The following is an 18,438-nucleotide window of genomic DNA, read 5'->3' as shown; positions in this document are numbered from 1 at the left end:
GTGGTCAGAGCGACGTGGGCGGTCGAGGGGTGGGCGGGCAGGGGTCAGACGGTGGTCGTGCGCGGCGCGCCGGCGCCGGCCGTGGCTGTGGGCGTGGGCGCGGCCGTGGGCGTGGGCGCGGCTGTGGGCGCGGCTCCGGCTCCCGCACCGGATCCGGCTTCGGCACCGGCACCGGCACCGGCACCGGCTGCCGCTCCGGCACCGGCTCCCGCTCCGGCTCCGGCTCCGGCTCCGGCTCCGGCTCCGGCTCCGGCTCCGGCTCCGGCTCCGGCTTCAAGAGGGTCGGTCCGGCGACGGCCGGGGAGCCCGAAGAAGGCGTTGAGCAGGTTGAGTACGCCGATGCCCACCGCGATCCAGAAACCGAGGTGGAGTCCGTCGACCCAGGCGATCGCCGGGAGCCGCCCGTCGGCGAGTTCCCCGGTGGTGCGGGTCATCGCGCTGGTGGCCACGGTCGCCACCCCGAGCGAGGCGCCGACCTGGAAGGCGGCGACCAGCACTCCGGAGGCGATGCCCTGCTGCTCCTGCGGGATGTCGGAGACCCCGTGCACGTTGACGGGGATGCCGCAGCACTGCATGGAGGCGCCGAGGATCAGCAGCGCGGGCAGGACGTCGAGGAGGTAGTTCCCGTCGTGCGGGGCGCGGGTGAGCAGGATCAGCCCGATGACGGAGCCGATGGCGCCGAAGAGGTAGACGGGCCGGGGGCCGGACTTGTGCATGATCCGGGTGGCCGGGGCGGTGATCAGGATGGCGATCACGCCGAGGGGCAGGAAGGCGAAGCCCGACTTGAGGGTGGAATAGCCGAGGCTGCGCTGGAGGTAGTAGCTGCTCAGGAAGAGCACGGAGGCCTGGACCCCGCTGGTCAGGATCCTGCCGACGCCCGCGGTGACCAGGGAGCGGGTGGCGAAGAGCTGAAGTGGCATGAGCGGGTCGGCGACCTTGCGCTCGACCACGATGAAGGCGACCAGCAGGGCCACCGCGGCGACAGCCGGGACCAGGACGAACGGGACCGAACTCCAGCCCTTGTCCTGGATGTTGACGATGGCGTACACGAGGGAGGCCAGGCCGCCGGTGACGGCGACGGCGCCCAGGATGTCGGGCGTGGACCGGCTCCTGGTCTCGGTGCGGCCGCTCGCGAGGATCAGCACGCCGATCACGGCGACGACCCCGAACGGGATGTTGACGTAGAAGATCCAGCGCCAGTTGAGGCTGTCGGTGATCAGGCCGCCCGCGATGACGCCGAGGGTGCCGCCGAGCCCGGCCAGCGCGGCCCAGATGGCGAGCGCGGTGGTGCGCTCCTTGCCCTTGGGGAAGCTGGTGGTGACCAGGGACATCGCGGCCGGGGACAGGAAGGCCGCGCCACACCCCTGGAGGGCGCGCGCGGCGATGAGCAGGCCGGTGCCGTCGGCCAGGCCGCAGAGTAAGGAGGCCGCGGTGAACAGGACCGCGCCGAGCAGGAACGTACGGCGCCTCCCCCAGCGGTCGGCGGTGCGCCCGCCGAGCAGCATCAGGCCGCCGAAGCACAGGATGTAGGAGGTCAGCACCCACTCGATGCCGGTCGCGGTCGCCTTCAGGTCGGACTGGATGGCGGGCAGCGCGAGGTTCACCACGGTGGTGTCGAGGAGCACCATGAACTGGGCGAGGCCGACGAAGACGAGCAGGCGCCATCGTCGTGGGTCGGGCGGGGTGTCGTCTCCCGCTCCCTCGGAGGACCCGGCCGCGGCCTGGTCCTGGATACGGGGTGCGTTCTTCTCGGTGTTCATGGCTCCCTCTCGGGTGGGCCGCCGCTCCCGGCCGCGCGGCCGGGAGCGGCGCAGTCCGGTCAGGCGGCGGGTGCCTCGATGTAGCTCAGGGCGTTGTAGATGGTCCGGTTCGGGTCGGTGATGGCGCGGCGGCCGTGCATGACCCGGGTGTTGTCGATGACAGCGGCGTCGCCGTCCTGCCATTCGAGGTTCTCGGTGATCCGAGCCGTCACCGACTCGACTTCGGCCAGCAGCTGCTCGGACAGCTCGGTCCCGTCGGCGAAGGTGATCGTCGGCTTCTCGTAGTTGAAGGAGGGGCCGAGGATGCTGTTCGCGAACGAGCGCCGCTCGCCGAAGATCGTGGTCCCGGCGGCGGGGGTGCGGAAAGCGTAGCGGATCCCGCCGTCCTCCTCGGCCGCTATCTCGGTGCCCGGCAACTGGCTTGCCAGCGCCAGGAGTTCACCGACCTCGATGTCTTGCGCGGGCTTGGTCTTGCCGAGCAGGTGGTGGGCCATGGCGCGCCACTGCTGCTCGCCGACGTAGCGGCTGTAGACGATGTCCTGCGCGCCGAAGGCCTCGCGGGCCTCGGGGCTGAGGGCGTCCCAGACGCGGTAGCCGTCGCAGACGGTGGTCTGGGAGCCGGAGGAGGCGGCCTTCTCGCAGAAGAACCAGGCGACGTGGGCCCGGAAGGGGCTGTTGCCGTTCTCGGTGTGCAGTCCGACCTCGGCGAATCCCGCGTCGACCTTCTGTGCGACCTCCGAGTAGAAGTCGCGGGCCGGGTCGAGGGTGGTGGAGGTGGACGTGGACTGCACCAGCGCGGTGAAGGAGGCCATGTCGGAGGGGGTGAAGCCGCGCAGCAGGAGGAACCCCGCCTCGGCGAGCAGGTCGCGCAGGATCTTGGGGTCGATGTCCGCGAGGCTGCCGCCCTCGACGGGTTCCACCAGCAGGCCGCTGCCGGTGCCGTAGGGAGTGGTCTTCACTGCGGTGCTCATGCCTTCTCCTTGGTCGTGTCCTTGTCGTGGCGCAGCACGTGGGCGCGGATGACGTCACGGCGCGGGCGCCCGGTGACGGTGAAGCAGGTGGCGTAGTCGGGGTCGTCCTCGGACATGAGGTGGACGACGGCGGCGCGTTCGATGCCGGAGAGGCGTTCCTTGCCGAAGGCGTCGATGCGCGCGCGGGTGTCGTCCTGGTCGAGGCCCGCCTCGACGACGAAGAGGCCGTGCACCTCGTCGAGTCCGTCGGCGACGATGGCGGCCTCGCGGATGAAGCCGAGTTCGCGGTAGCGCGCTTCCACCCATTCGGGTGACACGTTGCGGCCGCTGGAGGTGATCACCATGCTCTTCTTGCGGCCGGTGATCCTCAGGTAGCCGTCCTCGTCGATCTCGGCGAGGTCTCCGGTGTGCAGCCTGCCCTGCTCGTCGACGACCACGCTGGAGGGGTCCTCGCGGGTGTATCCGGCGAACAGGGAGGTGCTGCGGATGAGGAGTTCGCCGTCCTCGGCGAGTTCGGCCTGTACGTGGTCCAGGGGGCGGCCGACGGTGCCGAAGCGGACCTGGCCGGGGAAGTTCCAGGAGACCACCGAGGAGTTCTCGCTGAGCCCGTAGCCCTCGTGGACGGTGACCCCGTACGCGTCGAGGCGTTCCAGGATCTCCGCGGGGACGGGCGCGCCGCCACACGCGATGAAGACGGAGCCCTCGTGGCCGAAGATCCGGCGGCGCCGCTCGGGGACGCTCTCGCCGGGGTTCTGGTCGCTGAGCGCGAGGAAGAGTCCGGCGACGGTGGGCGGTACGACGAGCGCGGTGGGCCGGGCCTGGCGCAGCAGGCTGAGCATCCGGGGCGCGGCGTCGGCGGCGGTGCCGACCAGTGCGGTGCCGGGCGGCAGGAAGGAGACGGAGCCGCCGGCCAGGAAGGGCATGTAGAGCCCGGCGACCTGTTCGATGAGCAGGCTCAGCGGGACGATCGAGAGGTAGCGCTCGAAGACGGCGGTTTCGGTGCGGGCCCGCAGCGAGGTGAGCAGCGCGTCCAGGCCGTGGCGGCGGATCTGGACGCCCTTGGGCGCGGAGGTGGTCCCGGAGGTGTGGATGACCTTGACGACGGCGTCCTCGGCGGGGACCCGGGGCCGGGGGGCGCCGCCCGCCGGGATGTCGGCGAGCAGTGCCTTGATGTCGAGGGCGGTGACCGGGCAGGTGTCGGGGAGCACCGTGGATCCGTGGTCGGCGGGTCCGCCGTCGGCGGCCCAGCGGGCCAGGGCGCGGGTGCCGCCGTCGTCGACGTAGCAGAGGTCGGCGGTGTCGAGGAGGGAGGCGGCCTGTTCGGCGGCGAAGGCGGTGGGCACCGGGACTTCGACGGCGGAGGCGAAGAGGGCGGCGAGGTCGGCGACCACCCATTCGGGGGAGTTCTCGGCGAGCAGCCCGACCCGGGCCGGGCGGCCGTTGTCGGCGGCCCAGCGCTCCAGGTGTCCGGCGAGGACCAGGGCCGCGCCGATGATCTCGCGGTAGCTCCAGGTGGTGCCCGTACCGCCCTCGCCGGACAGGACGCGGACCATGACGGCGTCGCTGTCGGCCTGGTCGAGCAGGCCCTGCGCGAGGGAGACGGGCTGGGTGTCATGCGGCACGGGTCAGCACCTTCGCCTGCGGGCGGTTGCTGAGCAGCCGCATGTCGACGGATTCGAAGCAGTAGCGGCCGATCGCGGCGAGCAGCAGGGTGCTCTGGTCGACCGCCTTGGCGTAGCCGACCATGGGCCGGGTGTCGTAGTACGAGCCCCAGGAGGCCAGTTCCTCCGGCTCCAGCCGGTCGGGCGAGGCGTCGGCGAGGGGGTGGAAGATGCAGCCGAGGCGCTGCATGAGTTCGGCGAGCCGTCCGGTCATGGTCATCACCGCGTACGGGCGGCCGAGGCACGCCATGACCAGCGGGATGGACTTGATGATCTCGCCGCCCGCCGAGGCGCGGACGGAGGCGATGTTGCCGATCTGCAGCACCTGGTGGCGGCCGACCGGGTCGCCGACCTCGCCCGCGATGACGTCTTCGATGGGGGCGTCGAGGTAGCGCTCCAGCATGATCGGCTCGTCCTCGGGGAAGGAGAGGCCCGCGCAGGCGAGGACCTGTTCCTGCCCGTTCTCGTCCTCTTCGAAGAAGGCGAGGAACCCGTCGGGGTCGGGGTTGATGGTCGCCTGGTACTGCTTGGCGAACACCTCGCGGGCCATCTCCCTGGCGACCTGCCAGTCCGGGGTACCGCGCTCGGACAGCGTGATTCTCATGTGTGGTGCGCCCCCTTACAGGGTCGAGTGGGCCGAGAGGACGGACCTGCTCACCGCCTGGGCGCCGGACGAGCGGCGCGCCACGGGCTGGGCCCGGACGGCGAGTTCCGCCGCGTGCAGGGCGCTGTTGATGGAGGTCTCGGCGAGGATGCCGGGGGCGGCGACGGCGTCGCCGATGAGGTAGACCCCGTCGCCGCGGTCGATGGCGGGGCGGTCGCGCCAGCTCAGGCCGGGCAGGTCGAGGGCGCCGGTGCGGCCGCGGGAGACTCCCTCGCGGCGCCACTGGACGCGGTCCTGCCAGCCGGGGGTGGTGAGGTCGAAGAGCTTCTCCAGGCGGACCAGGGCCTCGGCCTTGGACTCGCCGGGGCGCAGCGGCATCTGGCCTTGGAAGAGGGCCTGTCCTTCGGGCGCGAGGGAGGGGTCGTGGTCGGAGTACTGCGAGGTGAAGCCGCCCTCGTCCATGTCGAAGGAGACGTTGCCGTCCTTCTTGGAGTGGGTGACGGCCATGTCGAGGAGGGCGGCGGTGCCGCTGGGCCAGTCGAGGGTGGGGTCGCCGAGCAGGCCGCGGGAGGCGGCGAGCGAGGTGGCGACGATGACCGGGCCGTCGGTGGGCAGTTCGGTCAGCCGGGAGTTGGTCTCGATGACCACGCCGTGGGCCTTGGCCCGGCGTTCCATGCGGTCGATGACGGTGCCCCAGCCGCCGATGAAGTACCGGCTGGGGAGCGGGAAGCGGGGGGTGCCGACGCGCAGCAGGCGTTCCCACACGAAGGCGGCGGAGAGGCGGCCGGGGTCCCCGTCGAAGAGGATCGGGCCGAGGAAGCCGAGGGCTTCGTTGACGGTCTGCTGCTCGAAGCGCTCGCTGGCCCAGTCCTGGAAGGAGCGGTCGATGGGGACCTCGATGTCCCGGTGCATCCAGGTCATCTTCATGTAGCCGCCGGGCAGGGTCATCCGCAGCTTGCCCTGGTGGCGGAACCGCATCCGGGTCCACTCGTGGAAGGACAGGCGGACGTAGTTCCCGGCCAGGCCGCGCTGGAGCAGCCAGTTCCAGCAGGGGCCGTTGTCGAAGAAGGTGTGGGGTCCGTCATTGGTGACGTAGGGCCCGGTGGCGGAGCGGGAGCGGCCGCCCAGGTGGGCGTGCGCCTCGTGGACGGTGACGCGGGCGCCCTGCTCGGCGGCGGATATCGCCGCGGTCAGACCGGCGAGCCCGCCGCCGATGATCGTGATGTTCGCCATGGTTATCGCACTCACTCACCTTTGGGATTCGCGGGCCGTTTCTCAGCCGTCGAGCGTGGCCATGGCGCCTGCGGGATAGCGGTCTCCCACCAGGCTGCCGTGGGGGGCGATCTGATCGAGAGCCGCGAGGTCGTCGGCGTCGAGGACGACGGCGGAGGCGGCGATGTTCTCCTCGAGGTACGTGACCCGCTTGGTGCCGGGGATGGCCACGACGTCCTCGCCCTGGGCGAGCACCCAGGCGAGCGCGAGCTGGCCGGTGGTGATGCCCTTGACGGCGGCGAGGACTTCCAGCTGCTCGACGACGTGCAGGTTGGCGTCGAGGTTCTCCTTCTGGAAGCGCGGGGCGACCCGGCGGAAGTCGTGCTCGGCGAGCCCGTCGAGATTGCGGATGCGCCCGGTGAGCAGGCCGCGGCCGAGGGGGCTGTAGCCGACGAAGCCGATGCCGAGTTCACGGACGGTGTCGAGGACCCCGTTCGCCTCGACGTCGCGGGTGGCCAGCGAGTACTCGGTCTGTACGGCGCTCAGCGGGTGGACGGCGTGGGCGCGCCGGATGGTGGCGGCGGAGGCCTCGGAGATGCCGAGGTAGCCGACCTTTCCGGCGGCGACCAGGTCGGCCAGGGCGCCGAAGCTCTCCTCCACGGGCACGTCGGGGTCGACCCGGTGCAGGTAGTAGAGGTCGAGCCGGTCGGTGCCGAGCCTGCGCAGGCTGCCCTCGACGGTGGAACGGATGTACTCGGGGCGGCCGTTGAGCTTGCCGGTGATCTGCCCGTCGGGGCTGACCTCGTTGCCGACCTTGGAGGAGACGATGACCTGGTCCCGGCGGTCCGCGATGACCTTGGCGACGAACTCCTCGTTGGAGTGCGGGCCGTAGAAGTCGGCGGTGTCGAGGAGGTTCACCCCGAGTTCGAGGGCCCGGTGGGCCGTGCGCAGGGCCTCCTGGCCGTCGGCGGGACCGTAGGCGAAGGTCATGCCCATGCATCCGAGCCCCTGCTCGGACACCGCCAGCCCCTGGCTGCCGAGCTTTCGTTGCCGCATCATCCACGCCTTCCCCGGTTTGTTTTCGTCCCTAGAAACTCTAGCATTGATAGCCCTATAGAACTAGCAATGAAAGAGTCAATACCTAAGCTAGACACTGGACCTGACGAAGCGTCGTGTCCTCAGCCGCCCGCCACCAGTTCGGTGGTCACCGACGACCAGCCGTGCCCCTGGTCGGCCGCCCGGCCCTCGGCCAGCGCCGCGTACGGATCGGTCCCGAAGACCTCGCCCGCCGCCCCGCGCAGCCACACGTCGAAGGCGTTCCCGGACTCCCGCAGCCGCTTCGCGGCCCCGGCCGGATCGCGCGCCTCCAGTTGGAGCACCACGACCTCCCGGCCGCCCAGTTCCTGCACCGCGAAGGACTCCTGGAGGATGCCCGCCCGCCGCCTGGAGGCCTCGTACTCGCGCAGGCGCTCGCCCGACAGCTCGGCCTGTACGTCCTTCCAGCGCGCCGCCCGCTCCGAGGGCAGCTCCAGCACCACGGTCGCGGGCTTCACCGTCCGCCGGGCCGCCGCCTTGGCGGCCCCGCGCGAGGCCGGGGCCAGGCGCCGCATGCCCAGCACCGAGAGCATGTTGGACTCCACGCCGATGCCCCAGCGCTCGGCGATCAGCCCGTTCTCCAGCAGCCGCCACACCACCACGCCCGCGAACTCGATGAACTGGCCGGTGGGGGCCATGCCCAGGAACTCGCCGGTGTGCGTGCCGCGCCAGGTGTTGTGGATGACCACGTGGTCCCCGGCGGCGCTCATGTCCTCGATGGTCACGTGCAGGTCCGGGAAGCCCTCGCGCAGACCGGCGATGGTGTAGCGGACCCCCTCCAGACCCTCCGGGGCGCCCGGCAGCGGCTGGTGGTCGATCATGTCGGGGCTGTAGATCCGGTCGACGATGGAGAAGTCGCCCCGGTTGACGAAGGTGTCGAAGACCGAGCGGATGGTCTTCTTGTTCCGCTCCTCGACGCTCTCCCCGACGCTCACTCCGGTACTCACCGCGGTGCGCTCCGTCTCTTGTATCGACACGTTCCGTCCATCCTTACGTCGTCACTTGGCGGGAGTCGGGGCGTCCCAGGTCAGGGTGAGCCCGGCGTACAGGTAGCGGCTGGCCTCGATCGCGAGCAGCAGGACGGTGTCCCCCGGCTGGATCCGGCCGTCGGTCCAGCCCGCGTCCAGGGCGAGCGGCACCGCGGCGGATCCGGTGGCGCCGACATCGGTGAGGTTCTCCACGATGTTCTTGCTCAGGGTCGCCTGGTCCGCCGCGGAGAGCCCGGCGGTGCCGTACTCGCTGGCGAAGTACTCGGCGTTGCCCTCGGGCAGCACGCACGCGTTGATGTCGGCGAGCGCGAGGCCCGAGCGGCGCAGCATGTCGTGGATGCCCTCGACGAAGACCCGCGGCCCGAACTTCGCGGTGCCGGGGATGTCCAGGCTGATGTCCATCAGCCGCTTGCGCTGCTGCTGTTCGGCCAGGGGTGCGTCGGTCCCGCCGCCGGTGATCAGCATGCCGGGCTTGCGCGCCCCGCCCATGGACCGCGTGGCGAAGACCTGGCGGCTGCCCTCGTGCGCGGAGCCCTCCTCACCGGCCCGCAGCACCATCGCCCCGGCGCCGTCGCCGAAGGTGTAGACGGTGAGCCGGTCGCGCATCCGGACCTTGTACGGGTCCTTGCCGAGGAAGATCGGCGCGAGCAGCGGGGACACCGCCTCCGAGCCGATGACCAGGGCGGTCCTGTAGGTGCCGTCGGCGAGCTGGCGGCGGGCGATGTCCAGGGCCTGTACGGCGCCCACGCAGCCCGCGCGGACCTCGATGACGGCGCAGCTCTCCAGGCCGAGCTGCTCCTGGACGTAGGTCGCCGCGACCGGCAGCAGGTAGTCGGGGCTGGCCGTGGACATCACGATCAGCTCGACCTCGGACGCCTCCATGCCCGCCCGCTCCAGGGCCTGGCGGGCGGCCGCGGTGGCCATGGCGGAGGTGGAGGTGGTGTGGGCGCCGGTGGCCGGGTCGATCAGCCAGTGTCTGCGCTCGACCTGGATGCCCTCCAGGACGTCGTCGGGCAGCGGTCCGCAGACCTTGGCCAGGGCGTCGTTGTCGAGGGGTTCGCCGGGCAGGTGGGCGCCGGTGGCGAGGATCGATACGTGGCGGTCGGTACTGGCTGCCATGGTCAGTTCTCCGTTGCGGGACGCAGGACGAGGCTGATGTGGGTGCCGCCGAGTGAGGAGCTGTTGATGAGCACCGGCCCGCTGTCCAGGCCGTTGTCCCAGCCGGTGACGGCGAGCAGGGCCGCCAGCTGCGCGCCCGCGCCGACCGGCTCGCCCAGGATCCGCTTGGGGCTGTGCACGGGCAGCTCGGCCGCCTCGGCCAGCCGGGCGGTGGCCAGGCTCTCGGGGCGGTCGGCCCGGTCGAGTCCGGCCGCGTTGGCCCAGATCCCGGCCAGCTCGCCGGGCTCCACCCCGGCGTGGGCCAGCGCCTCGCGCATCGCCCGCTCCACACCCTCGCCCTCGGCGTCCCAGCGGCCGATGCCCTGGGCGTCCGAGGCGGTGCCGTGTCCGGCGAACTCGGCCAGCACCTTCGCGCCGCGGGCCCGGGCGGTGGACTCCCGCTCCAGCACCAGCGCGATGCCCGCCTCGGCCAGGGTGTACCCGGATCCGGCGAACAGCGGCAACTGGCGGTAGGCGTCCAGGACGCCCGGCGAGAGGTCCTCGACCGCCGGGCACAGCACCGCGTCGGCGCGGTGCTGGAGCAGCAGGTCGTGGGCCACGGTCAGGGCGGAGGCCCCGGCCGCGTGCCCGGTGGTCACGGTGGAGGTCGGGCCCTTGGCGCCGACGTTCATGGCGACCTGGCCCGCCGCCGCGTTGAAGACCGTATTGGGGAAGACGGCCGGGCTGCCGTGGGAGGGGCAGCCGCCCAGCACCGGGAGCAGGAACTCCTCGATGCTGCGCATCGGGCCGAGCCCGGTGCCCAGGACCACCCCGACGCGCTCGTCGGCGGTCAGCCCCGCGTGCTCCAGGGCTCCCTTGCAGGAGGCCACGGCGAGCTGGCCGAGCCGGTCCATCCGGCGGGCGACCCGGGGTTCGATGTGCGCGTGCGGGTCGAACTCGGCCCGGGCGACGCTCAGTCCGTCCTCGTCCACGCCCAGCGGGCGGCCCGCGCTCCACGCCTGCCACAGCGCGTCCGCGCCGTCACCGGCCGAGGTGATCGCGGCGAAGCCGGTGATCACGACCTTCTCGGCGGCGGGCGGGGCCGGAACGGTGAAGCGGTGGCCGGACGGCCAGCCGAAGGCGACGCAGGCGTTGGCCCCGGCGAAGGCGAAGTTGTTGGACAGCGCGGCGTTCATGGCCAGCGAGCGCCCGGCGTCGGGCACCGCGTCCAGACCGCACTTGGGGTCGACCCCGGTGAAGTTGGCGGTGGGCGGGGCGATCTGCTCGACCAGCGCCTTGACGGTGACGATCGCCTCGACGGCTCCGGCCGCGCCGAGCAGGTGCCCGATCATCGACTTGGAGCTGCTGAGCGCGGTCTTCTCGGCGGCCTCGCCGAAGGCGGCGCGGACCGCGTTGGACTCGGCGGAGTCGTTCTTCGGGGTGCCGGTGCCGTGCCCGTTGATGTAGGCGACGTCCTCGGGGGCGATGCCCGCCGACTCCAGGGCGCCGCGGATCGCGCGGGCCGCGCCCTCGCCCTTGGGGTGCGGGGCGGTGGCGTGGTAGCCGTCGGCGGAGAGCCCGTAGCCCAGCACCTCGGCGAGGATCGGGGCGCCGGCCGCGCGCGCCACGGACTCCTCGGCGAGGACGAGCATGCCCGCGCCCTCACCGAGGGAGAGGCCGTCACGGTCCCTGGAGTAGGGCGCGGCGGGCTTGGTGGACAGGGACTGCAGGCTGGTGAAACCGGCGAACGCGGTCTCGGTGAAGGCGTCGGAGCCGCCGACCAGCATGGCGTCGGCGCGGCCCGCGCTGATCGCCTCGGTGGCGTGCGCGATGGCGTGGGCGCCGGAGGCGCAGGCCGTGTTCACCGACAGGGAGGGACCCTTGAGGCCGAAGGCGCCGCTGAGCGCCTCGGCTATGGCCTGCGGCGGGACCAGCAGGTAGTGCCGTCCGTCGTCCTCGGGGGCGGCGCCGTCGGCCGCTCTTCGGGCGAGCAGTTCGGCGCTGCGCAGGCCGCCGTTGCAGGAGCCGAAGGCGACGCCCCAGCGGTCGGCGGGCAGCCCGGAGAGCCCCGCCTGTGCCATGGCCTCCTCCGCCGCGAGCAGCGCGAAGTCGGCGGCGGGTTCACGGACCTGACCGCCGAAGGCGGCCAGGTAGTCGTAGGCGGGGCGGCGGTCGGTGGAGACCTCGCCGCCGAGCTCGGTGTCGTAGCCCTCCATCGACATGCCGCGGACCGGGCCGATGGCCGTGTGGCCGGTGCGGATGCCCTCCCAGAGGGCCTCGGCGCCGTCGCCCTGGGCGGTCATAGCGCCGACGCCGCAGATCACCACGGTCCGGGTCCGGCCCGTGCCGTCCGGCGGGGTGGTGTGGTCGTACACGTCGTCCGTCATGTCCGCGCTCCTTTCGGGTGTGCGTGTCATGAGACCCGCCTCAGCGCCACCGCCACCGCCTGGCCTTCCAGGCCGCGGGCGAGGGCGAGTGCGCTGTCGGGCCGGGTGTCGCGCGGGGTGAGCGGGACGAAGTCCAGGTCACACTCGGCGGCGGGATTGTCCAGGTTCCGGGTCGCGGGGATGATCCCCGAGTCAAGGGCCAGTGCGGCCACGGCCGCGTTCAGCGCCCCGGCGCCGCCGACCAGGTGCCCGGTCTGCGGCTTGACGCTGCTGATCTGGGCCGCCTTGGCCGAGGTACCGAGCGCGTCGTGCAGGGCGATGGTCTCGCTGGCGTCGCCCTGGACGGTGGCGCAGCCGTGCGCGGCGATGTAGCTGCCGTCGGGGAAGTAGCCGTCCGCGTCGGTGAGGGCGCGGCCGATGGCCCGGGTCAGGCCGCGTGCGCGGGCCTGCGGGCTGGGCGGTCGTACGCAGTCGTTGCCAGCGCCGAAGCCGGTGACCTCGGCGTAGCAGTGGGCGCCCCGGGCGAGCGCGTGTTCGCGCTCCTCCAGGACGAGCAGGGCGGCGCCCTCGCCGAAGACGGAGCCGGAGCGGTCGCGGTCGAAGGGCCGGAAGGCCGCGTCGCCGAGTTCGGGGCGGGTGGTGAGGACGCCGAGGCCGTCCATCTTGGACATGGCCCACCAGCCGGTGGCGTCGTCGTAGCCGCCCGCGACCACGATGTCGGCCTCGCCGCGGCGTACGGTGCGCATCGCGCGTCCGACGGCCATGGCGCCGGAGTCGGCGGTCCCGGCGAAGTAGGCGTTGGCGCCGCGGATCCCGTACTTCTCGGAGATGTGGAACCCGGCGGCGGGCTGGAGCCCCTCGACGAAGAAGAGGGGGGCGACGACCGAGGAGGCTTCCTGGCCCAGCTTGTGGAGGTCGGGGGTGCCGTCCTCGGCACGGATGGCCTGGAGCTGGGCGATGAGTTCGTCCATGCGCGGCATTTCCTTGTTGCTGCCCAGGAAGAGGCCGGCCCGGTGGCCGAGGTCCTTCTCGCCGTCGAGGCCCGCGTCCCGCAGCGCCAGGGTGGCACCGGCCAGGGCGAGCTGGTCGCCGCGGCACAGCATCCGCAGGGTGCGGCGGCTGGCCCATTCGGTGGGCTGGAAGTCGGGGATCTCGGCGCCGATGCCGGTGCGCAGCGGGGCCGGGTCGTAGGCGCGCAGCGGGCCGATGCCGCTGCGGCCCTCCAGCAGGGCCTCCCAGGTCTGTGCGGCGCCCTGGCCGATCGCGGTCATCAGGCCGATGCCGGTCACCATCACGCGCCGCCTGTTGTCGCTCATGCTGTGCCCTCCCAGGGCTTCTCGGCGCTCACGAGGGTGAGGACGCGAGCGGCGGCGACCACACGGCCCTCGACCTCGGCGGTGGCCCTGACATCGGTGCTGTGCTCGGTGCGGCCGATCACCTCGACGGTGATCCGCACCTGGTCGCCGGGTCCGACGAAGTGCTTGAAACGGACCCCGCGTACGCCCGCCAGCCGCCAGCCGCGTTCGCTCCCGGCCACCGCCTTGCCCAGGGTGGCCATGGATTCCAGGAGCAGGACGCCCGGCAGGATCGGGTGGCGCGGGAAGTGGTGGTCGAAGGCGGGCAGCGTGGCGGGGACGTTGCGGACGCCGACGCCCCGTTCGCCCGGAACGAGTTCCTCGATCCGGTCGAAGCCCTGGACGGCGGGGACGACGGCGCCGGGCGAAGGGGTGGAGAGCGAGGGGGTGGAGAGCGAGGTGCTCACGCGTCCTCCCGCGGGGCGCCGATGACGATGGCGGTGTTGCTGCCGCCGAAGGCGAAGGCGTTGATCAGGGCCGCGTTGACCGGCATCGGGCGCGCGGTGTGCGGTACGTAGTCCAGGTCGAGGCCGCGGTCGGGCTCGTCCAGGTTCACGGTGGGCGGCACCAGGGAGTGCCGCATCGCGTTGACCGCGGCGAGGACGCCCAGGCCCAGGCTGGCCGAGGTCAGGTGGCCGGACATCGACTTGGGGGCGCTGACCACGATCTTCTGCGCGTCGGCGCCGAACACCTTCTTGATGGCGACCGTCTCGGACTGGTCGTTGCCGTGGGTGCTGGTGCCGTGGGCGACGACGTAGTCGATCCCGCCGGTGCCCAGGCCCGATTCGGCGAGGGCGCCCTCCATCGCCTGGATGGCTCCGGAGCCGTCGGGCGGGGAGTCGGTGATCCGCCAGGCGTTGAGGCTGGAGCCGTAGCCGAGGACCTCGGCGAGGACGGTGGCGCCGCGCTCGCGGGCGCTGTCCATGTCCTCCAGGATCACGGCGACGGCCCCCTCGCCGATGACGAAGCCGGAGCGGTCCGCGGCGAAGGGCCGCGAGGCGTGCGTCGGGTCGTCGTTGTAGCGGTCGGTGAGCGCGCCCAGCAGGCTGAAGCCGAGCAGGTCGAGCCAGGTGGTCAGCGAGTCGTAGCCGCCCGCCACCATCATCTTGGCGTCGCCCTCCTGGATGGCGCGGTACGCCTCCCCGATGGCGTGCCCGGATCCGGCGCAGGCGGTGCTGATGCCCATCATCGGGCCGGTGCCGCCGACCATCCGGGCCATCGCCGCGAGCGGGACGTTCTGGTCGTCGGTCAGGGTGACGGCCGGGGGCTGGCAGATGAAGGCGTCCGGCTGCCCACTGGTGGCCCGCAGGTGACCGATGTCGAGCAGGGCCTGGAGTTCGGGTCGGCCGACGCTGGCGCCCATGGCGACCCCGCGCTCGTCGGCCGGGTACACCTCTTCGGAGACCTGGTCGATGCCCGCGTCGCGGACCGCCTCCCAGGCGGCGGCGACGCCGAACTGGCCGACCCGCGAGAGGTGCTTGCGGCCCACGTGCGCCGGGATCGCCTTGGCCGCGTCGAAGTCCTTGACCTCGGCGGCGATGCGTACCGGGAAGCCGGTGGCGTCGAAGGTGGTCAGCGCGCCGACGCCGCTGCGCCCGGTGGCCAGGCCTTCCCAGGTGGTCCCGGCGTCGTTGCCGAGGGGGGTGACCGCCCCGATTCCCGTGATGGCCACACGCTTGATCTGGTTCGTATCGCTCATCCCACCGGCCCTCCGCCCTGTAGCTGTCGCGCCATGCGCGCCGTGTTCGCCGGGTCGTCGAGCCGCTCGGCGTCGATGAGCGCGCACAGAATGCCGCTCGCTTCCAGGACGGTCTCGCCGTCCACGGTGACCGTGCCGTCGAGGATCGCGGCCTCGTCGGTCATCGATTCGATCCTTGCCTCCATGCGGAGCACCTCACCGGGCCGTACCGCGCGGGTCGCGGTGGCGTCGCCCACGGCGAGCAGCGCGGCGCGCAGCGTGTGGTCGGTGCTGAGCATGATCAGCCAGGTGGCCGACTGGCACAGGGCTTCCAGGGCGAGCCCGAAGGGCAGCGCGGGGCCGCCGTCGGTGTCCTGCCAGTAGTCCTCGTCGACGGAGGTGACCTTGCGAGCGGTGATGTGCTCGCGGGGAGTCCAGGATTCGATCCTGTCGATCAGATGGAATCGCATCGTCGTCTCTTCTTCCGGTCCTTTCGGTCCTCGCGGTCCGTCACGGACGGCCGATGCCGAGCTGGGCGGCGAACCCGCCGTCGACGCGGAGCAGTTCGCCGGTGGTGTAGCCGGAGTCGGGGCCCGCCAGGAACACGGCGGCCGCGGCGACCTCCTCGACGGTGGCGAAGCGGCGGAGCGGGATCTGCCGCTTGATCGACTTGCCTCCGTCCTTCTGCATCACCTCGTCCACCAGTTCGGTCGGGGTGAAGCCCGCCAGGACCGCGTTGACCCGCACGCCGAAGCGGGCGAACTCGATGGCGGCGGCGCGGGTGAAGGAGTTCAGCGCGCCCTTGGAGGCGGAGTAGTTGGACTGGCCGATCCAGCCGGTCTCGCCCATGGCGGAGGAGATGTTGACGATGGTGGCGTTGCCCGTCGTCATGAAGTGCTCGCTGACGGCGTGCGTGCAGTGGTAGGCGCCGCCGAAGTTGACCTTCATGACGTTCCACCAGGCGTCCGGGGCCGACTGGTAGATCAGCCCGTCGTCGCTGATGCCCGCGTTGTTGACCAGGATGTCCAGGCCGCCCAGCTCGCCGGTGGCCTCGGCGACCAGCCGGGCCGCCTCCGCGGGGTCGGCGACGTCGGCGCCGATCGCCACGGCCCGGCCGCCCGCCGCCTCGATCTCCTTGACCACCGCCAGGGCGTCCTCACGGCGCGAGCGGTAGTTGACCGCGACGGCCGCCCCCTGTTCGGCCAGGGCCAGGGCGATGGCCCGCCCGATGCCGCGCGAGGCACCGGTGACCAGGGCTTTGCGGTCCTTCAGCTTCATCTGTCTCTTCCCGTTTCTGCCGAGGCGGGCGGCCTGGTGGTCTGGAGGTGAGGGAGCGCCGGGGGACTCCGGGGCGCCGTTGGCCCGGAGTCCCCCGGCGGGGATCCGTCGTCCGGTCGGACCGGCCGGGCCGGTCGGACCGGTCAGGCGGCGGCGGCCGCCGCGTGGGCGCGCTCGGTCAGCAGGTCGGTCAGGTTCTGGACGGTGAACAGGCCCAGTACGCCCTCGGCCGTCAGCGGTTCGCTGAGCTGGCTGCGGTTGAACTGGGGCAGGACCTTCTCCAGGTGGGTGAGGCCGGTGTCGTTGACGACCTCGTTCTCGTCGCCGAACTCCTCGTCCGGGATGCCGCCCTGGAGCAGGTTGGCGATGTCGGCCACGGTGATCTTCACCTTGGTGGCGCGCTCCACGCGGAAGAGGATGTCGAGCAGGTCGATCGACTCGGCGCCCAGCTGTCCCAGCAGGGTCGCCTCGGGCACGGCCTCGGCCTCGTCGATGCCGAGCGCGTCGGCGATGGCGGCCTGGACCGCGGAGAGGTAGTCGGTCGAAGTGGTGGCAAGGGTTTCGGGCACCGTGGGCTGCCTTTCAAGAGGGTGGTCAAGAGCGGGAAGGGACGTCGGGAGGAGCGGGTCGGGCCGGAGGTTCAGGCAGCGGCCGCCGCGGTGGCGGGCTCCGGACTCAGGTCGCGGATCAGGGTGGCGACGCGGCGCGCGTCGTTGGTGCTGCGGACCACCGCGTCGGGCGCGACGCGCCCCGCGAAGCCGCTGAGCACCCGGCCGGGGCCGGCCTCCAGATAGCCGCCCACGCCGAGCGTGGACGCCGTCCGCAGGACGCCGACCCAGCGCACGGGTCCGGCCAGCTGACGGCGCAGCAGGTCACGGGCGTGCGCCCCGTCGCGTACGACGGTGGCGGTCACCGAGCTGATGACGGGCACCCGGGGCGCGTGGAAGGTGACCCGTTCCAGCGCGGCGGCGAACTCGTCCTCGATGGCGCTCATCAGGGAACAGTGGAAAGGGGCGGAGACCTTGAGCTGCACGGCGCGGTCGGCGCCCGCCTCCAGGGCGAGCCGGGCCGCCTCGGCGACCGCCGCGCTCTGCCCGGAGATCACCGTCTGGCCCGCCTCGTTGTAGTTGGCCACCTCGACCACCCCGAGCGTGGTGGCGGCCGCGCAGATCTCCTCGATGCGCGCGGGGTCGAGCCCCATCAGCGCGGTCATCGCTCCGGAGACCTTCCGCGAGACACCGGCCATGAGCTGGCCCCGGATCCGCACCAGGCGCAGCGCGTCGTCGGCGTCCAGCACCCCGGCGGCGATCAGCGCCGTGTACTCGCCGAGGCTGTGCCCGGCGACCGCGCCCGGTACGAAGCCGGTACCGGCGCGCAGGACCTCGTACGCGGCGAGGCTGGTGGCGACGATGGCGGGCTGGGCGATCTCGGTGGGCGCGAGTGCTTCCTCGGGTGCCGTGGTGCACAGCTCGGTCAGCGCAAGCCCCGTGGCCTCCTCTGCCCGGGCCAGGACGCGTCCGGCCGTGCGGGGGTGTTCGCGAAGGAGATGTCCCGCCATGCCCGCGCGCTGCGAGCCCTGTCCGGGAAACATCGTGAATAGGTTGTCGATCATCCCCGTTCCTACCTCACTGACTTGTGGCCGATAGGTCATCGAGCCGTCGGCGACCGGTTTTCGACTCTGTGAATCTGGCACTGCGTTCTGGCGCATTCCTCGAATTTGCCTCGACTGCCGCCGAGGGAGCCGCCATTGACGGGAAAAGTACGCCGCCACAAACTGGCGGACATGGTGAGGATGAGCGCACAGGAGCGGCGTACGAGCGTTATCCGGGCGGCGCTGCCGGAATTCGCCCGGGGAGGCTACGACGGCACCTCGACCGAGAGCATCGCCCGGCGGGCGGGGGTGTCCCAGCCCTACCTGTTCCGGCTGTTCCCCGGGAAGCGGGCGCTCTTCCTCGCGGTGGCGACCCGCTGCGTCGCCGACACCGGCGCCCTGTTGGCCTCGGCCGCGGCGGGCCTGAGCGGCGAGGAGGCGCTGCGCGCGATGTCGCACGCCTACACCCGGGTCATCGTCAAGGAGCCGGAGCGGCTGCGGATGCAGATGCAGGTGTACGTCGCGGTGGCGGCCGCCGAGGCGGCGGGCGACCCCGCTTTCGGGGAGGCGGTGCGGGCGGAGTGGCTGGCGGTGTGGGCGACGGTCGAGCGGGCGCTGGGCCCGGACACGGGCGGCCCGACCACCTTCATGGCCTACGGGATGCTGGTCAACGTACTGGTCTGCATGGGCTTCCCGGCGGGGCACCCGATGTGGACGCGACTGCCCCTGGAGGGCGCCCTGCCCGGGTGACGCGGCGCG

The 18,438-nt window shown here is 72.3% G+C and carries 17 protein-coding genes; 1 reads left to right on the top strand and 16 read right to left on the bottom strand.

Features of this window, described 5'->3' with window-relative positions:
* Positions 1-44 precede the first annotated feature (44 nt).
* From QMF80_RS28715 to fabD, 16 genes are all read right to left on the bottom strand, one after another.
* Positions 45-1,760, bottom strand: a complete 1,716-nt coding sequence (locus QMF80_RS28715) for an MFS transporter (RefSeq protein WP_283458469.1) — start codon at positions 1,758-1,760, stop codon at positions 45-47.
* A 59-nt stretch (positions 1,761-1,819) separates the two neighbouring features.
* Positions 1,820-2,731: a TauD/TfdA family dioxygenase gene (locus QMF80_RS28710; protein ID WP_283458467.1), complete on the bottom strand. Its 912-nt coding sequence runs from the start codon at positions 2,729-2,731 to the stop codon at positions 1,820-1,822.
* The gene (locus tag QMF80_RS28705; protein WP_283458466.1) at positions 2,728-4,353 is read right to left on the bottom strand and encodes an AMP-binding protein; all 1,626 of its coding nucleotides are present in this window, start codon (positions 4,351-4,353) and stop codon (positions 2,728-2,730) included. The genes QMF80_RS28710 and QMF80_RS28705 overlap by 4 nt, the downstream gene beginning before the upstream one ends.
* On the bottom strand, positions 4,343-4,996 hold the full coding sequence (locus tag QMF80_RS28700) for a thermostable hemolysin (RefSeq protein WP_283458464.1): 654 nt from the start codon (positions 4,994-4,996) through the stop codon (positions 4,343-4,345). The genes QMF80_RS28705 and QMF80_RS28700 overlap by 11 nt, the downstream gene beginning before the upstream one ends.
* Before the next feature lie 15 nt (positions 4,997-5,011).
* Positions 5,012-6,229: a phytoene desaturase family protein gene (locus QMF80_RS28695; protein WP_283458462.1), complete on the bottom strand. Its 1,218-nt coding sequence runs from the start codon at positions 6,227-6,229 to the stop codon at positions 5,012-5,014.
* Positions 6,230-6,271: 42 nt separating this feature from the next.
* Complete coding sequence (locus QMF80_RS28690) at positions 6,272-7,264, bottom strand: aldo/keto reductase (RefSeq protein ID WP_283458514.1); 993 nt, start codon at positions 7,262-7,264, stop codon at positions 6,272-6,274.
* A gap of 122 nt (positions 7,265-7,386) precedes the next feature.
* Positions 7,387-8,280: an ester cyclase gene (locus QMF80_RS28685; RefSeq protein ID WP_283458460.1), complete on the bottom strand. Its 894-nt coding sequence runs from the start codon at positions 8,278-8,280 to the stop codon at positions 7,387-7,389.
* A 21-nt stretch (positions 8,281-8,301) separates the two neighbouring features.
* Positions 8,302-9,411: a 3-oxoacyl-ACP synthase III family protein gene (locus QMF80_RS28680; RefSeq protein ID WP_283458459.1), complete on the bottom strand. Its 1,110-nt coding sequence runs from the start codon at positions 9,409-9,411 to the stop codon at positions 8,302-8,304.
* A 2-nt stretch (positions 9,412-9,413) separates the two neighbouring features.
* Positions 9,414-11,777, bottom strand: coding sequence for a beta-ketoacyl-[acyl-carrier-protein] synthase family protein (locus tag QMF80_RS28675; protein ID WP_283458458.1), 2,364 nt, complete (start codon positions 11,775-11,777; stop codon positions 9,414-9,416).
* Between the two features lie 26 nt (positions 11,778-11,803).
* Entirely contained in the window at positions 11,804-13,093 is a 1,290-nt protein-coding gene (locus QMF80_RS28670; RefSeq protein ID WP_283458457.1) for a beta-ketoacyl-[acyl-carrier-protein] synthase family protein, read from the bottom strand.
* Positions 13,090-13,539: a 3-hydroxyacyl-ACP dehydratase FabZ family protein gene (locus QMF80_RS28665; protein WP_283458454.1), complete on the bottom strand. Its 450-nt coding sequence runs from the start codon at positions 13,537-13,539 to the stop codon at positions 13,090-13,092. The genes QMF80_RS28670 and QMF80_RS28665 overlap by 4 nt, the downstream gene beginning before the upstream one ends.
* Positions 13,536-14,831: a beta-ketoacyl-[acyl-carrier-protein] synthase family protein gene (locus QMF80_RS28660; RefSeq protein WP_283458453.1), complete on the bottom strand. Its 1,296-nt coding sequence runs from the start codon at positions 14,829-14,831 to the stop codon at positions 13,536-13,538. The genes QMF80_RS28665 and QMF80_RS28660 overlap by 4 nt, the downstream gene beginning before the upstream one ends.
* Positions 14,828-15,280 (bottom strand): hotdog family protein, encoded by a 453-nt coding sequence (locus QMF80_RS28655; RefSeq protein WP_283458451.1) that lies wholly within the window; start codon positions 15,278-15,280, stop codon positions 14,828-14,830. The genes QMF80_RS28660 and QMF80_RS28655 overlap by 4 nt, the downstream gene beginning before the upstream one ends.
* A gap of 40 nt (positions 15,281-15,320) precedes the next feature.
* Entirely contained in the window at positions 15,321-16,088 is a 768-nt protein-coding gene (locus QMF80_RS28650; RefSeq protein WP_283458449.1) for an SDR family NAD(P)-dependent oxidoreductase, read from the bottom strand.
* Between the two features lie 143 nt (positions 16,089-16,231).
* Complete coding sequence (locus QMF80_RS28645; protein ID WP_283458448.1) at positions 16,232-16,657, bottom strand: acyl carrier protein; 426 nt, start codon at positions 16,655-16,657, stop codon at positions 16,232-16,234.
* A gap of 71 nt (positions 16,658-16,728) precedes the next feature.
* Positions 16,729-17,700: an ACP S-malonyltransferase gene (fabD, locus tag QMF80_RS28640; RefSeq protein WP_283458447.1), complete on the bottom strand. Its 972-nt coding sequence runs from the start codon at positions 17,698-17,700 to the stop codon at positions 16,729-16,731.
* A gap of 171 nt (positions 17,701-17,871) precedes the next feature.
* Between fabD and QMF80_RS28635 the strand changes: the two genes are divergently transcribed.
* Positions 17,872-18,429 carry a TetR/AcrR family transcriptional regulator gene (locus tag QMF80_RS28635; protein WP_283458446.1) on the top strand — a complete coding sequence of 186 codons (558 nt, stop codon included), beginning with the start codon at positions 17,872-17,874 and terminating at the stop codon, positions 18,427-18,429.
* Positions 18,430-18,438 lie beyond the last annotated feature (9 nt).

It is taken from the genome of Streptomyces sp. G-G2, assembly GCF_030063135.1.
Classification (GTDB): domain Bacteria; phylum Actinomycetota; class Actinomycetes; order Streptomycetales; family Streptomycetaceae; genus Streptomyces.
Note: the sequence above shows the minus strand (reverse complement) of the source record. Positions and strands in the feature narration are given on the sequence as shown.